Source organism: Novipirellula herctigrandis (assembly GCA_007859835.1).
In the GTDB taxonomy this organism is placed as follows: Bacteria; Planctomycetota; Planctomycetia; order Pirellulales; family Pirellulaceae; genus Novipirellula_A; species Novipirellula_A herctigrandis.
Window position 1 is genome coordinate 162,119 of sequence record SJPJ01000002.1, and the last position, 15,697, is coordinate 177,815.

The window sequence follows — 15,697 nt, forward strand, 5'->3', positions numbered from 1 at the left end:
GCCCTGTCAACCGTATTCCACCGATGCGGAATCGAACCGCACGGTTCAAATCGTGGCCCTTTCTTCACAACCCATTGATTCTCACTCACGGAGTTTTCCAATTATGCAGTTTAACATTGGTGAAGCGTTAGTCGGCGACGGAAACGAAATCGCTCACATCGACTTGATGATCGGAAGCAAAAACGGCCCCGTTGGAATCGCGTTTGCCAATGCATTGTCAACGCAAAGTGAAGGGCACACCAACTTGTTGGCTGTTTTGGAACCCAATGTCGCCGTCAAGCCGTCGACCGTGATGATCACGAAAGTCACGATCAAGGGCATGACGCAAGCCGTACAGATGTTCGGACCTGCTCAATCGGCCGTCGCGAAGGCAGTCGCCGACGCAGTCAGCGAAGGCATTATCCCGAAGGATCAAGCCGAAGAATTGGTATGCGTTTGTGGTGTCTTCATTCACCCGGAAGCCGAAGACAACGAGAAGATCTACAACTACAACTACCAAGCGACCAAAGAAGCACTTGCCGCAGCGATGGCTGGCAAACCAACCGCGGATGAGATGTTGGCTAAGAAAGATTCGGCCGCTCATCCGTTTAAAGGTTTCTAAATCGAGCAAAGAACGATTCCCCCCATCATGCCGAGCAAAATCTTATTGCAACTCGACGCTGACGATTACGCCAGCAGTTTTGATGCGGTGGTGGCCTATGACGCCGGCGTCGAACATTTGCTCACCTACGCTGGTGTTCACACCGAATGTGTAACACCGTTGGTCCATGGAGCGATGTTTACTCGCGGCGGCGACAAACTAAGGCATACCGCCATCTTTGTTGGCGGATCGAATGTGGATCAAGCCGAAGCGATCCTGCGACAGGTCCAAAGTTGTTTCTTTGGACCCGTACGAGTATCGGTGATGCTCGACGCAAACGGCTGCAACACTACAGCCGCTGCTGCGGTCGTCAATGCAGCACGTGAAGTCGAACTTCGCGGTACCAAAGCCGTCGTGCTTGGTGCGACTGGCCCCGTCGGCCGACGTGTCACCCAGTTGCTCGCCCATGATGGGGCAAACGTGATCGCCACAAGCCGCTCGCTCGAAAAAGCGACCCGCGCGTGCGAGCACATTCGCGGAACGTCCCCAAGTGGAACGGTCGAGCCCGCTTGTACCAAGGACGGAAATGCGATGGGACGAATCCTGGACGGCGCGTCAATCTTAATTGCTTGTGGTGCGGCAGGTGTGCAATTGATTGACAAAGAAACGTTGCGGAAATGCCAATCGCTCAAAGTGGCCATCGATCTTAACGCCGTCCCACCAACGGGCATCGAGGGAATCGAAGTGACCAACCGTGCAACCAAGCTAGGGGACGTTGTCACCTACGGAGCGATTGGCGTGGGCAGTTTAAAAATGAAAACGCACAAAGCGGCGATCAAATCATTATTCGAAACGAACGATCGAGTGCTCGATTTCGCAGAGATCTACCAGATCGCCCAATCCGTCGCGACGTAAGGATCTTGGTGTTCGGGTCTTAGCCGTGCGATGCGTGCAATGCAATGAACCTCTCTGCGAAAACCTGATGCCGGTAGTTGATGCAGCGACTGCTTGACCGCACAATACCAAGAAAGAAAACCGAAGCCGAAGCGAAGGCATCGGCATGGAGTCTTGGAGTCATGGGGTGAAGAGGCCGATCAGATTTCGAACAGTCATTTCCAGGTTAGATTGGTTTATCGTCAAATCCCGTTGTCGAAGAAAACTCAAACGAGGTAGGTGAGTTATGAGTGGATGTGAGAATTGCTGGTTTCGCGCGAAGTACGATAAAAACCCAAGATCACTTCTGGGAAGGATGTGGCGGTGGCATATCGGTTTCTGTCCCGGGTGGAAGAAACATTTCCGAGGCCTTTCGGAAGAGAAGCAACAGGCCCTGTCACTCCAATACAAACTAAAAGCGAAGTAAAGAAGGGTGTCGTCCCGACAGCCGAACGCGCGGGGGTCTGCACAATTCAACGTGATCGCTGAAAATCGTGATCGCTGAAAATCGTGATCGCTGAAAATCGTAGACGCCTGAATTAGGGGCCTGGTGAAATGACGGATTCTCTCTCCATTGATCAGGCCAGGAAGCTTGTCTTGCTGTCCCAGAGGCTGCCACCGGCGAGGCAAACCGGCAGTGCGATCGCGGCCACGCTATCCGCGATTGAACACCTTGGTTACGTCCAGATCGATACGATCTCTGCGGTTCAGCGTGCCCATCACCACACCCTTTGGAACCGCAACCCTCGCTACAAGGCCGCCCACCTCGATCAGTTGATCGCCGACAAGCAGGTCTTTGAATACTGGTCTCATGCTGCGGCCTATTTGCCGATGCGCGACTACCGTTACAGTTTGCCGCGCAAGCAGGCAATAGCAAGCGGTGCTCAAAGTCACTGGTACGAGCGTGATGAAAGGCTGATGAAAGCAGTGCTCCATCGCATTGCGACCGAAGGCCGCTTGATGGCCAAGGACTTTGAGCACACCGACCGAAAAATCGGTGACTGGAGAAGCAAACCCGCCAAACGCGCGTTGGAGTGCCTGTACATGCAGGGCGAACTCATGGTTCCTTGTCGGGTCAATTTCCACAAAGTCTATGACCTCACCGAACGGGTGCTACCCGAAGGCACCGACACCACTCTGCCCAATCCCCAGGAGAATGCTCGCTTTCTAATCACCCGATACCTGAAGGCAAACGGACTGGGAAAGTCGGCCGAAATTGCCTACCTACTAAAGGACACTAAACCGCTGGTTGCAGACATCTTGCAGGAAATGGAATCTAGCGGCGAGTTGCTACAGATCCAAGTCAGCGGCAATAGCTACTATGCGTTACCGACTTCGCTGGAACTGTTGAACAAACCGCTGGCTCGCAGCAAGCTAAAGATACTCTCGCCGTTCGACAATCTGCTCATCCAGCGTAAACGCATTCAGGCGTTGTTCGGCTTTGACTACTTAATCGAATGCTATCTCCCGGAGGCGAAACGGCAGTACGGCTATTTTTCTTTGCCTGTCCTTTGGAATGGCGGACTTGTTGCGAGAATGGACTGCAAAGCCGAGCGAAAGAAATCACTGCTTCATATTCATCATCTTGCACTGGAACCATCGCTCGCGGACACCGACGCTTTTGCGTTTGCCCTATGCGAAGAACTAGCAATCTTCCTGCAGTTTAACAATTGCAGTCATCTCCGATTGCACAGAACGACCCCTGCAAAAATCAAACCGGTGCTGCAAACGGCATGGACTCGCCTGTAAATTAAGTACCTGAACCGTCTATTGGCGAGTTGGTTAAGTCTCATCGTTCAAAAAACTATTGGCGTGCTTTCGTGTGACGCAAACCGCTTGCGTTTCTACCTCGGCAACCTTAACTTCTGAATATCGAGCGACGTGATTCTTGAGAAACACTCCAATTGTTTTTTGAGCGTTCGGCGCCACACCTTCGATAAGCGACAGGAATCTCAAATGGTGAATTGTGTCTTCATTGCAACCAGTCTGGACGGGCACATTTCGGACCGCGATGATGGATTAGATTGGCTGCAATCGGTCCCCAACCCGGACAATCAGGACATGGGGTGGGTCGTCTTTATCAATCGCATTGACGCCATCGTGATGGGGCGTAAAACGTTCCAAAAGGTTTGTAGTTTCGACTGCCCGTGGCCTTACCCCGTACCGGTCTTTGTTCTGAGCAACTCATTGTCGTCGTTGCCAAAGGAATATACGGGAAAAGCCGAACTGATTAACGGTTCACTTTCCGATGTACTGGCTGTGATCCACGAAAGGGGACACCAAGAACTCTACATCGACGGCGGCACGGTAATTCAGAACTTCCTGAATGAAGACTTGATCGATGAGATGACCATCACGGTCTTGCCCATTCTGCTCGGCGGCGGTTCGTCTCTGTTTGGCGAGTTAGATGAACCACTTGATTTCGAGCACGTCAAGACCGAAGTTCTGCTCAACGCCATCGTTCAAAATCATTACCGCAGAAGAAGAGTTATTTAAACAATATCACTGAGAAAGACCATGTACATCGAACACGTTGCCATCTGGACCAAAGACATTGAACGGCTCAGAGCATTCTACGAAATGTACTTTGAGGTCCAGACGGGCGAGAAGTACGTTAATCCGAAAAGAGGATTCGAGTTTTACTTCCTGCAATTCGTGTCAGGACCGAGGCTGGAACTCATGTCGCTGTCTACGATTCCGCAAACCAGGGACAACATTGATTGGCAATTCACCGGGATCATTCACCTAGCATTTTCGGTAGGATCAGAACCGCAAGTCGATCAGTTGACTGAAAGATTGGATCGAGACAGTTATCGTACTGTGGATGGTCCACGCCATACCGGGGACGGTTGCTATAAAAATGTCGTGTTCGCCCCAGATGGCAACCGGATTGAAATTACAACGTGAGCCGGAATTGCCCACGAAAAACTGACAGTGGATTGAACGTTATGGAAAGTAAATGGTGGATCCTGGCGATCAAGATTCATCGACATTGATTTGCATTGCGACCGCTTGTTCAAAATCGAATGGACTATAGCAACATGTCTAACAAGCTAAATTCATTCACGGCCGTCTGCGTCGTTTTTCCCGGACTTGCTGGGTCCATCTTCGTCCGAACAGGCGGGCAGTGCATTCACAAAACTCTCTTTGCCGAGCATATCGATGCGCGGATTCTGTTTCAGTCGTTCGCTTCCAACATGAATCGCTTTTAGGCTTTTCTGATAGTCGGGATCCGCCTTGTCAGCAAACACGGGCGATCCGTCCTGGTTCTTACAAAGACCGGCACCGCCGGATGCTTCCGATAGCGGGGCTTGCAACAACAAACTGTGCGACGGATGGGTCAGGTTGATTCGGAACTCGGGGCCCAACTTGTTAACTAAACCCCATTTGACCCCGAATCCATGAGAGGTCAACGCTTTGTCACCCCACACATCGCTATAAACCTTCATGCGTTTGGGAATCAACCATGATTGGTTCAACGCATCGCGTTCATGACAGTCGGCACAGCGCCGATCAAACACTTCTTGCAGGTCACCGGTTGCCCAGGTTGTGTTTGGATTTTCGGTTTCCCAGGCATCTCGCATTCCTAAGCCGCGTGGCCGGTCGTCGACCAGATTGGAATCATAGGTCGCATAGTAGGGGACGTTGGCGTCGATCCAACAATACACGCGAAAACGATCCGACCAACTGACCTCGGAACCGCAATGTTCTTTGGACAAATACTGGTCGATTTTGCTAACTTTTGCACCGACTGTGTTGGGAGTTCCCTCATCGTGATCGAGCGAAAATACCGAAAGGTGATCAACGATATCACGATCAACCAGATGCTCGTAGGATTGGCTAAAGAAACGTGTCTTGTCATCCGTCATGTCAACACTCGCGTCTGGCAATGAACCGCTGTGGCATTCCACACAGTGTTTATCCCAAACCGGCTGAACCACGGTCAGATAATCGATCAAGCCCTGTGTACCCCAGTCCTGTTTTTCAGGAGTCACCGGTGCCTTCTTAAGCGCCATAGGCAGTCCCTGCATCGGTGGAGCCGCACCGAAACCATGCTCACGCTGCTCATGGCATCCAATACAGCTAATGCTTTCACCTGGCATCACATGAATGTCTGCTCCCATTCGCATCAGCGTTTTGCCTTCTCCGTCGAGCACATTGAGCGAAACGCTTCGCATCGCTGGAACCTTGAAACTCGCCGACCCATCGTCTTCAATTGGAACCAGTCCAACGAGTCGTCGGGCGTGCACGGTGCCACGACCGATAATCGGCGAATGCCCCCAAGCCTCGCCGCCTTGAAGAATGCGACTCTTCTGCACTTGCTCTATCACGGAAATGAATTTCGCTTCGCCCCGTTTTACATAACGGGAAATGCCTTGGTAGACATCCTGAACCATCATCGTTGCTGTTTGATCCGCTCCCGCATCAGAGCGATTCATACTCTCGGGATCTTCGTAGGTCCAATTCAATGGCGAGATTTTATCAGGATATACGGGCGGCTTTTTCTTGGCCTCGACCGGCATCGCGTTGTAAACCGAAAGCCCATTTGGCGATTCATAGATCACCTTTTCGTTTCCATACGCGTCCAACAAAAGCAGCTTCAGCGGCGCCATGGTCGATTCCGGTCGTCGGACCCATTTCTTCGTGGTGTTCGGTAGCGTCCATTCTGGTCGCTGCTTGAATCCTCCATACGAAACCAGGAACTGTTTTTCGTTCAGCGGATACGGAGTACGGTAACCATCGGGATACATTCGGTCGCCATAAACAGGAAACTCACGCGTGATCCAGCGGTAACCGGTACCTCGCGGTGATTCCGGACCTTTGCCATCCCAAAGCAAACCGATCATCCCGGCATGATGATTGTGATGCGGACCAAAAACCGCCAAGATCTCTGGGCGATCCGGGATCGGATGCGCCCACCAAAAGCCACCTGGATCTTCGATCGTGTTACCGAAAACAAGTTGAAACCCGGTCCCGTCGGGATTGACGGTCCAAAGCGCGTGTCGCGCAAACACGTTTTTCTCGATGCCATAATCCCAACGAGTGAACATGATGCGTCCATCATTGGTCACGCGAGGCGAATGGTCACTATCGATGTTGGCTGAGATCAACCGCACGTCCGATCCATTTCGGTTCATCGTAAACAGTAGCCCTGCGTACTGTGTCTGACATCCGACGAAGCTCTGTTTGCGCGTTGAGATAAACGCGATACGACCATTTGGTAGTTCCACCGGGCTAATGTCAGCGGTATCGCCAGTCGTGATTTGTTTGAACCCGTTACCATCAATGCCGATTTCATAGATATTCCACGCATAATCCATTGCCTCATTCTTCGCGGAGAAGAAAATGGTTTCCCCATCAAAGGAAAGGCTCATGTCATAGATGCGCATCTTTGGATCCGAGTAAATCACCGTTGGCTCAGCATCAGGTTTCGATGGATCGAGCAAACAAATTGCCGAAGGCAATGACCCCTTGGTTCGATAAGGAGCAATCGCATTTTGATCGTGCAGCGGCTTGGTAATGAACACGAGTGGCGGCAACGCTTTCACTTCGGTTTCCAACGCTGCCTTCACTTTGTCAGCCTGAGCCTTGACGTTCGCTGGTGTTCCTTCTGCCAAAACTTGACGGGTGGCTCGCTCCAACGCTACCAGCGTTCGGTCATACGCAGCCGCAGTCGGAGTTGCTGAATATGATGCCAACGATTCTTCAATTTCAAATCGCTCAGGCGAATACATCGGAATCGGTTCAGCCTTGAATTTGAATCGGTTTAGATACTGCTCGGGCGTCAATTTCTCGACGGTATGAATATCGACATAGAACGGATCGGTGACATCGTGCATACCGTCGATGGCAAACGCAAATCCGTGTTCTGCCCAACGACTCACGTTTTTAACAAGCAATTGATTGATTCCCTTTTTCAAGGCAACCTTGTGGCGCATTGGACCTTGGTATCGACTTTGGCCCGTTAGCTTGTTGTGCCGGAAGACGGCTTCACCATTGATCCAAACCTTGAAAAAATCCTGCACGCGAAAATACATCGAAACCGTTTGATCGCAGTCAGACTCAATCGTGCGATACAAATAGACCGCTTCCATACGCGACGGTGCTGGGCCGCGAGGCAGAAGATTGTAGAAGCCATCTGCATAGTCTTGTCGAACTTTCCATCTCCGTTCCAAGTCAAGGTAACCCGGGAACTCCTTCATCAAGTAAGTTCTGGAGATGTCAATGTCGTTAGCGAGGGCATCCTTTTCGACCTCAAATTCATAGGCCAATGTTCGATCGAGGTTTCCGAACTCTTCGTCTTTGAACGGGCCAATGACGTGCCAATCACCCAGTTCAAGCTCGGCTGCATACGATGTTCCGAACATCGACAGCAAAACAAATCCAACGATCCACTGCATTTTCATATTTGGTCCTCAAAAAAGCCTTTAGCGAGATTATTCGCGGGCAGTTCCAATTCAAACGTAGCGTGTAAAACGCAAACGTAGTGCCTACAGTATCTCAATCTGCGACGTAGGTGGGGACCGTAGATGACATTTTTCTCTGAGCGAGTGGTGCGACCCGCAAGGTGTCGTCCGCGACACTACACGGAACGATAGCGGACGTCAAAAGTTGGTACATAAATAGCGGATTGCAACATCGCCTCCATGAAGAAGCCGTTCAAGCTTTTGTGGCGACCTCGGCCTATGCAGATACTTAACTTAGACGCGTGATCGACGTCTTGGAAAAGAATCCTTACAAGGACAACACAATCGTGGTGTTCTTGACAGATCATGGTTTTCATTTGGGCGAGAAACACAACTGGCAATGGGCGACCCTTTGTGAAAGCGTCACCGGTTTGTGGGTTGAGCGAGGATCAACGAGTGAAGGACGAATCGTCGGTTTGTGGTGACTGTTGACCTGATGATCGGCTAACAGGACAATTGCCGATGGACTAGTCCTCAATCAAGCGACTGCTAAGTCGCGAATATTTTATAAAACTCGAAAACCCTTGGCGTTTTACGCGTCTATTGGAGGTTACTAAGACTTCAATCCACGCACGCTACAAGGGGTTTCGAGTGAACATCAGGGTACGTCAACAACTGCGAAAACGCAAACGGAGATTATTACGCAGAATTTCAGTCCAGCATGGAGCGTGGAAATCGCCCATGATTCGTCCTTCCACCACGAAACTCGAACTCGCCGAGAAACAGCAGGCGGTCTCCTGCGGCGGTATCGCAGTGATCCTCGAACTGATCAAGAAGCTTGGTCTGCGGAAGGAACTCAATCGTTCGGCAAAGGTATTCAAGCTCCACCTGCCCTACGACGAAACTGACCACATTCTCAACATTGCCCTGAACCTGCTCGCCGGTGGAACGTGCTTGGATCACATCGAACAACGACGCAACGACGAAGCCTATCTCGATGCACTCGGTGCGGAGCGCATACCCGACCCGACTACTGCTGGAGATTTCTGCCGGAGATTCAGTCACCTCAAGCTGCTCATGGTCATGCAGGCAGTCAATCGCGTTCGGCAAACCGTTTGGAAGCAGCAAGAGGACAGCTTTCTCGATTGCGCCACGATCGAAGCAGACGGAACGATGGTGGAAACAAGCGGTGAAAAGAAATCCGGCATCGGCATCAACTACAAAGGCCAATGGGGCTACCATCCGCTGGTCGTCACGCTCGCGGAAACTCAGGAGCTGCTTTACCTGCACAATCGTAGCGGCAATCGTACCAGCGAGGAAGACTCCGCATTTTTCTATGACTTGGCGATCCAACAATGCACACAGGCGGGCTTTCGAAAGATCGTTCTTCGTGGCGATACGGCCTTCTCGTCGACGGAGCACTTGGATCGCTGGGACAACTCAGGTGTGAAGTTCATTCTTGGCTATTCCGCTCATCGGAACCTCTGCCGCATCGCTGATTCGCTTGCAAAAACCGCATGGAAACGGCTTGACCGTTCGAGGCGAAGCACGCCGGACAAGGCAGAGCGTGCCTGCCGTCCGAACGAGAGAGAACGAATCGTCCAGACCAATGGCTACAAGAATCAACGACTTACCGGAGAGAGTTACGCTGAATTCGAGTATTGTCCCACCGCATGCGAGAAGACTTATCGAATGATCGTTGTTCGCAAAGACATTGATGTAACCAGTGGGCAACAGCTACTGTTCTCCGAAGAGCGATACTTCTTTTATATCACCAATGAAACAGCAGGAACTTTGCCAGCGAGGGAAGTGATTCGCGGCAGCAACCAGCGTTGCGACCAAGAAAACACGATCAGCCAATTGAAAGCCTGTGGAGCCTTGACCGCTCCGCTGGATAACCTTGAAAGCAACATGGCGTACATGCTGTTCGCCTCCTTGGCTTGGACGTTGAAGATTTGGAGCGGGTTGCTGGTTCAAGTCAAGGGCAACGAAAGTCAGAAACGTGTTCGCCGGGAAGCTCGCAACCGAATTATTCGGATGGAATTCTGGACGTATTTGAATTCGCTGATCCTTCTTCCCGCTCAAATCATCCGTTCGTCACGGCAGCGCGTCTTCCGGTTGTTAACCTATCGCCCTACGGTGGACCTACTGATGACCCTACACGATCACATCCGCAAGCCACTGCGATGTTGACGACTCAGCACCAACGAAGCCGAGGTCTGGACGTCTCGGTACCGCTCAAACGCCTAACTCAAAGAACACGAGCCATGCGAAGATCAAGATCGAAAATCAAAAAGCCTGGCCACCGGTCTGCTCGCATCGCACAAGCGAAAAACCCGAAAACGTCACGCGTGGATCGCTTGATTGAGGACTAGTGCAATCGTTTTAGCGATGACGCCGATGACGACTCGCATGGCATCATCAACTTGGAAAGCCTCATGTATCTCCGAACCCTCTGCTTGACCGCGTTTCGATATTCATTGCCGCGATTTGAGTCTGGACTTCGATGATGTCTGGATGATGGAACCCGAACACTGGCTTTCACCGGAACACTACTTCCACAGGATGGTGATTGCTGGCCGACGCAAACCATTGGAACAACAAGCTTTCGAAGACTTGCTTCGCAACGCCCACAGGAAATCCGACTGAACAGAAACACCCACTGATCGACTGGATCATGACATTGTGCCACAACACCTCGCCCCGACAGTATCAGAAACTTATTTATGAAAATCAATCAACCAGCTATCATCACGGCGTGTTTTTTTTTAGTCGGCCTGCCTGCGTTAGTACGTAGCGAAGAATGGACTCAGTTCCGCGGACCCGATTTTGGTCGGACGTCAGAGACCAACATTGCCAAAACCTGGGATACGGAAGGTATCCAGTGGAAATCGCCACTTCCCGGCCGCGGGGCGTCTAGCCCTGTTGTCTTTGGCGACCATGTCTACATTACCGCATTTACCGGCTACGCGATCGACAAGCACAATCCAGGTGACCCAACTCAGCTTGTGCGACATCTTCTCTGCCTCGATGTGAACACCGGTAAAATGCTCTGGCAGAAGTCGGTCGCAGACGATTCGGTCAAGGATCCTTTTTCGACCTGGGGAACGGCGAAGGCCGGGTACGCTTCAAGTTCTGCTGCGGTTGACGCATCGGGCGTCTATGTGTTGTTCGGTGCGACTGGCGTCCTGGCATTCAGCCATGACGGTGAAGAACGGTGGCGCACGTTGTGTGGCAACGATACCCACGAGTATCCCGCAGGGACCTCGCCTGTCCTGTACAAAGATTATGTGATCGTTAACGCCAGCTACGAGTGTGGTGACCTGATTGCGTTGCGAAAGTCCGACGGGTCCGAAGTTTGGCGACAGAAAGACGTCACTCAATCATGGAATACGCCGATCGTCTATCAAAGTGTAAATGGAAAAGACGAGTTGGCTGTGTCCGCCGTTGACGAAATCCGCGCGATCGACCCGCTGACCGGAAACGGGCGCTGGACTTGCGACGGATTCGACGAATACGTTTGCCCGAGTTTGATCGCCCAGGACGGTGTTCTATACGCGATCGGCGGACGCAAAGGCGAGGCGTTGGCAGTTCGCTCGGGCGGCAACGGCGATGTCACCGATTCGCACAGATTGTGGGAGATCAAAGAAGGTGCGAACGTCTCATCACCGGTGTATCATGACGGTTACCTTTTCTGGGCAAAGGATAAAGGCAGTATCCTCTATTGTGTTCATGCTGAAACAGGTGAGGTCGCTTATGAGCAACGACTTCGGCCGTCCTGCGACGAGATCTATGCTACGCCGCTTCTGGCCAACGGGCGGCTTTACTACGTTAGCCGGGAAAATGGCATCTTTGTTGTCGATGCTACCCCAGAGTTCAAACTATTGGCTCACACGAAACTTGATGGCGACGACTCGTTGTTCGCGGCATCACCTGTCCCACTTCTCGGCGGCGCCGTGCTGCTTCGTAGCGATCACTTTTTGTACCGAATGAAACCAGCGAAATGATCCAAGCGTCAAGCCAATAGCAATCATTGAAGTTCGGGCCATTTGCCCGATGCAAAGCTTGGCGTGTGGGTTAGCGGTGCGGCCATTGATCGTTTTTCGCAAGCGGGTTAGCTCCACTCTCATCCGGAAAGAGGAGCTAACACAGGATCGCTGAACGGTTGGGTTCAAGTCAAAGACAAATCATCGAACTGCGTCCAAAACTCATCGACCGTGGCTTCATCGTCTAGTTCGCCATCGACCATCTCGTCAATGATCACATCGATGTCCGACAGTACTGCCTCGACGGCAGGCACGAAGGCAGGCACTTCTTGGTCCTCGACTACCGAGTCCATCGGTGCATCAGCAAGGACCTTTTCGTCCTCTGTCCAGACAGCATCCAGCGTGACCGTGGGGAACAGCAGTTGTTCCGGGGAGCTTTCATTCAACTCATTGATGACGAGCAACGCGTCAAGAGCGGTGACCCGGCTGTCGCGATTGACGTCGTTGGCAAGATCGATGAGTCGGGTTCCACTTTCCCCAGATGCGTCAGACGGATTGAGCGTGTTGATGATTTTTAATGCATCTAACGGAGTGACTTGGCCGTCAAGATTCGAGTCCAATGCTGCGAGGGTTCCAGCAGGTGCTAAACCGATGAAGATTGGGACTGAGAATTCAGATGTGTTTCCATTTAGATCCGTTGCCGTCGCAACCAGCTGATCACCTTCGGAGACCAATCCACCAACATCCAACATCGTGATTGAATTGGTGCTATCGGTCGATGTGTAGGTATCACTACCAAGATACACTTGACCTTCACCGCTTCCGTCGGACTTGAAGAACTCGACGGTTAAGTCGTAGGCGGAACTGGTTGTCGACGAATCAACAAAGTAGTTCAATTCCAAATCGCCCTCAGAGAGCGTCATTTGAGCCGCCATAACAGGGAAATTCTGCAACTGATTTGGGCCAACATCTGTATCATCGGTGTCGTTGGCGGTGATGCGATCGATACCCAGATTGATGCCCAGTCCAGCATTGCTAAAGATCGAATTCCTCTGAATCGCATTGCCTGTGGCGTTCGCTCCTCGCACGTGCACGCCCTGTTGCTGGTTGCCTGAAATCACGTTACCTGCTCCGGTCAAGGTGCCACCGATCGTGTTGCCTACGCCGTCATCAATCAGTACACCGCTCCTTAGGTTTCCGATGGCAGTCGTGCCGAAAGGATCCGTGCCGATATAGTTCCCTTGAACCGAATTTCCGGTGGCACCTATTCCCGATAGGTGTACGCCATAGTGATCGTTGCCTGAAATGACATTGCTTGCCGCCGGCGTGGTGCCTCCAATCGTGTTGCCGGGAGCATCGCCGACCTTCACACCGCTCCGTGAGTTACCTAGTGCTGCAGTGAATGTGGCGTCCACTCCGATTAAATTCCCTTGTACTGAATTCCCAGTCGCACCTGCGCCAAGAATGTACACACCATGATAATCGTTGCCAGAGATTTGATTGCCCGGGCCTACGGCATTTTGCGGTGCACCGTTTACCAACACACCATTCAGTGTGTTTCCTAGGTCCTTCTCGCCATGGATATCCGTGCCAATCGCGTTCATTTGAATGAGGTTCCCCGTGGCGCCGGCTCCTAACAAATACACACCATGTTGGTCGTTACCGGAGATCACGTTACCTGCGCCAACGTCGGTTCCACCAACGGTGTTGTTTGCCGCGGCATTAATCAATACACCGCTTCTTAAGTTGCCAAGGTCTGCTGTTCCGTTAAGATCCGTGCCGATGAGGTTCCCCTGAACAAGGTTCGCTGTGGCTTCGGTTCCTAACAGATACACGCCAAATTGATCGTTGCCGGAAATGACATTTCCGGCTCCTACGTCGGTGCCTCCAACCGTATTTCCCACGGCGCCGTTGACAAGCACGCCGCTCAGAGTGTTACCTAGGTCCAACGCGCCATCGAGATCCGTGCCAATCAAATTCCCTTGAACGAGATTCAATGTGGAGCCGGTTCCTAACAAATAAATGCCATGGTGGTCGTTGCCAGAAATCAGGTTGCCCGTTCCGGTCAAAGTACCGCCAATCGTGTTACTTGCCGCGTCACTAATCAGCACGCCGCTTCTTAAGTTGCCAACGTCTGTGGTGCCATTAAGATCGGTGCCGATGTAGTTCCCTTGAACCGAATTTCCGGTGGCATCGGCTCCTAACCCGAACATTGCATCCGCGGATTCAGCTTGCCCACTAGCGCGAAAGCCTTAGTCCTGATAGTCATTGGAGTTACCACACCTCAATTTCCACAGGCCCAAGGCTTTCTGCAATGACAGATCGTAAACGAAAACGTCCTGCTCTGAAACGCCTACGTCGGCAAGCTGTTGATGCTGACTTCGACGGTGGAACGCTCACCTCCGATGGCGGCTTGGTGCTCCTTCGCGAAGTTGATCGGCGGCTCGATCTGATCCGAAGGGTCGATCAAGCCATCCCCGATCCGCGTGATCCGATCTACACCGCGCATCAGCAAGACGAGATCCTCATCAGCCGAATCTTCGGCATCGCCGCCGGTTACCAAGACGCCAACGATCACGACGCCTTGCGGCACGATCCCGCTTTTCAAGTGGCTGCCGGAAGGACGCCAGCAGAAAACGATTACAGCGAAGGCGCCTATCCGCTTGCCAGTCCCTCGACGCACTGCCGGTTTGAAAACCGAATCGACTCCAAGGCCATCTTCAAGCTTCACGAAGTCCTCGTCGATACCTTCCTGGATAGCTTCGACGAGCCGCCTGAAGAAATCATCCTGGACTACGACGCGACCGATGACACCGTCCATGGCAACCAAGAGCGTCGGTTCTTCAACGGTTACTACGACAGCTACTGCTTCCTTCCGCTTTACGTTTTCTGCGGCGATCAGATTTTGGTTTCGTATCTGCGGCCCAGTAGTGTCGGAGCGGCTCATCATGCTCGGCCGGTTACCAAGTTACTGGTCCAGAAGATTCGTTCGCGTTGGCCTGACGTGAAGATCATCCTTCGCGGCGACGGCGGCTATGCAGACGAACCGCTGATGCGATGGTGCGACAAGAACGATGTCGGCTACATCTTCGGCTTACCCAAAAACAAGGTTTTGGTGCGGGAAATCGCTTGCGAAATGACTCGGGCGAGGATTCAGCAATCGTATCTCGGTGGCAAGCGAGCGTGCTTCAAATGGTTTCGCTATCGAACGTCCAGGACTTGGGATCGTCATCGCTGGGTTGTCGGCAAGGCACAGTACACCGGCAAGGGAGCCAACCCGCGTTTCGTGGTCACCAACCTGCCCAGCGACGCGGGCATTGTTGATACGACAAGGCACCGGCCGATGGTCGACGGCAAGCGACAACCTTGGGAAGTCAAGGAAGCCGGGACACAGTGTAGCGTCGCTTGGAATCCGGAAGACTTCTATCGCACGATGTACTGCATGCGTGGTGAGATGGAGAACCGGATCAAGGAACAGCAGTTGTGTCTGTTCGCCGACCGAACCAGTTGCACGCGATTCATGGCGAATCAATTTCGACTGATGCTCTCATCGCTGGCCTATGTGTTGGTTGATGGCCTGAGGCGACTGGCACTTTCGGGCACCGAGCATTCACGCCTGCGTGTGGACAGCATTCGCCTGCGACTGTTGAAGATTGCCGCTCGGGTCCAAGTGACTTCTCGCCGGGTGGTGTTTCATCTTTGCAGCCATTGTCCATCGGCGGCGCTATGGGACGACGTGATGCTGCGACTTTGCCGTAGCGATTAGCCTTGCCCATCGCCAGAGATAATTC

General features: G+C 52.3%; 11 protein-coding genes. 9 read left to right on the plus strand and 2 right to left on the minus strand.

Annotation, left to right across the window (positions count from 1 at the left end; all coding sequences use genetic code 11):
* The first annotated feature begins 103 nt into the window (after positions 1-103).
* The 5 genes from fae to CA13_RS31465 all read left to right on the plus strand — a co-directional run bounded on the left by fae (position 104) and on the right by CA13_RS31465 (position 4,420).
* On the plus strand, positions 104-601 hold the full coding sequence (gene fae / locus CA13_RS31440) for a formaldehyde-activating enzyme (protein WP_146404088.1): 498 nt from the start codon (positions 104-106) through the stop codon (positions 599-601).
* A 27-nt stretch (positions 602-628) separates the two neighbouring features.
* Entirely contained in the window at positions 629-1,495 is an 867-nt protein-coding gene (locus CA13_RS31445) for an NAD(P)-dependent methylenetetrahydromethanopterin dehydrogenase (protein ID WP_146404089.1), read from the plus strand.
* A 573-nt stretch (positions 1,496-2,068) separates the two neighbouring features.
* A complete protein-coding gene (locus tag CA13_RS31455; RefSeq protein ID WP_146404091.1) occupies positions 2,069-3,262 on the plus strand; it encodes a winged helix-turn-helix domain-containing protein in 1,194 nt (397 codons plus the stop codon).
* Positions 3,263-3,469: 207 nt separating this feature from the next.
* Positions 3,470-4,009 (plus strand): dihydrofolate reductase family protein, encoded by a 540-nt coding sequence (locus tag CA13_RS31460; RefSeq protein ID WP_146404092.1) that lies wholly within the window; start codon positions 3,470-3,472, stop codon positions 4,007-4,009.
* Between the two features lie 21 nt (positions 4,010-4,030).
* Positions 4,031-4,420: a VOC family protein gene (locus CA13_RS31465; RefSeq protein WP_146404093.1), complete on the plus strand. Its 390-nt coding sequence runs from the start codon at positions 4,031-4,033 to the stop codon at positions 4,418-4,420.
* A gap of 152 nt (positions 4,421-4,572) precedes the next feature.
* On the opposite strand, the gene CA13_RS31470 is transcribed toward CA13_RS31465, so the two are convergent.
* Positions 4,573-7,920, minus strand: coding sequence for an HzsA-related protein (locus CA13_RS31470; protein WP_146404094.1), 3,348 nt, complete (start codon positions 7,918-7,920; stop codon positions 4,573-4,575).
* Between the two features lie 302 nt (positions 7,921-8,222).
* Here CA13_RS31470 and CA13_RS35980 point away from each other — a divergent pair, with 302 nt between their 5' ends.
* The 3 genes from CA13_RS35980 (at position 8,223) to CA13_RS31485 (ending at position 11,927) form a co-directional block, all read left to right on the plus strand.
* Positions 8,223-8,405 (plus strand): hypothetical protein, encoded by a 183-nt coding sequence (locus CA13_RS35980; RefSeq protein ID WP_419195216.1) that lies wholly within the window; start codon positions 8,223-8,225, stop codon positions 8,403-8,405.
* 256 nt (positions 8,406-8,661) lie between these two features.
* Positions 8,662-10,113, plus strand: coding sequence for an IS1380 family transposase (locus CA13_RS31480; protein ID WP_146393721.1), 1,452 nt, complete (start codon positions 8,662-8,664; stop codon positions 10,111-10,113).
* Between the two features lie 533 nt (positions 10,114-10,646).
* A complete protein-coding gene (locus CA13_RS31485; protein ID WP_146404095.1) occupies positions 10,647-11,927 on the plus strand; it encodes an outer membrane protein assembly factor BamB family protein in 1,281 nt (426 codons plus the stop codon).
* Between the two features lie 164 nt (positions 11,928-12,091).
* Here CA13_RS31485 and CA13_RS31490 read toward each other — a convergent pair whose 3' ends face one another.
* Positions 12,092-14,119: a beta strand repeat-containing protein gene (locus tag CA13_RS31490; RefSeq protein WP_146404096.1), complete on the minus strand. Its 2,028-nt coding sequence runs from the start codon at positions 14,117-14,119 to the stop codon at positions 12,092-12,094.
* 101 nt (positions 14,120-14,220) lie between these two features.
* Between CA13_RS31490 and CA13_RS31495 the strand changes: the two genes are divergently transcribed.
* Positions 14,221-15,672, plus strand: coding sequence for an IS1380 family transposase (locus tag CA13_RS31495; RefSeq protein WP_146395205.1), 1,452 nt, complete (start codon positions 14,221-14,223; stop codon positions 15,670-15,672).
* Positions 15,673-15,697 lie beyond the last annotated feature (25 nt).

Coding starts and splice junctions, on each gene's coding strand:
- fae (WP_146404088.1), top strand. CDS start 104: ATGCAGTTTAACATTGGTGAAGCGTTAGTCGGCGACGGAAACGAAATC.
- CA13_RS31445 (WP_146404089.1), top strand. CDS start 629: ATGCCGAGCAAAATCTTATTGCAACTCGACGCTGACGATTACGCCAGC.
- CA13_RS31455 (WP_146404091.1), top strand. CDS start 2,069: ATGACGGATTCTCTCTCCATTGATCAGGCCAGGAAGCTTGTCTTGCTG.
- CA13_RS31460 (WP_146404092.1), top strand. CDS start 3,470: ATGGTGAATTGTGTCTTCATTGCAACCAGTCTGGACGGGCACATTTCG.
- CA13_RS31465 (WP_146404093.1), top strand. CDS start 4,031: ATGTACATCGAACACGTTGCCATCTGGACCAAAGACATTGAACGGCTC.
- CA13_RS31470 (WP_146404094.1), bottom strand. CDS start 7,920: ATGAAAATGCAGTGGATCGTTGGATTTGTTTTGCTGTCGATGTTCGGA.
- CA13_RS31480 (WP_146393721.1), top strand. CDS start 8,662: ATGATTCGTCCTTCCACCACGAAACTCGAACTCGCCGAGAAACAGCAG.
- CA13_RS31485 (WP_146404095.1), top strand. CDS start 10,647: ATGAAAATCAATCAACCAGCTATCATCACGGCGTGTTTTTTTTTAGTC.
- CA13_RS31490 (WP_146404096.1), bottom strand. CDS start 14,119: ATGTTCGGGTTAGGAGCCGATGCCACCGGAAATTCGGTTCAAGGGAAC.
- CA13_RS31495 (WP_146395205.1), top strand. CDS start 14,221: ATGACAGATCGTAAACGAAAACGTCCTGCTCTGAAACGCCTACGTCGG.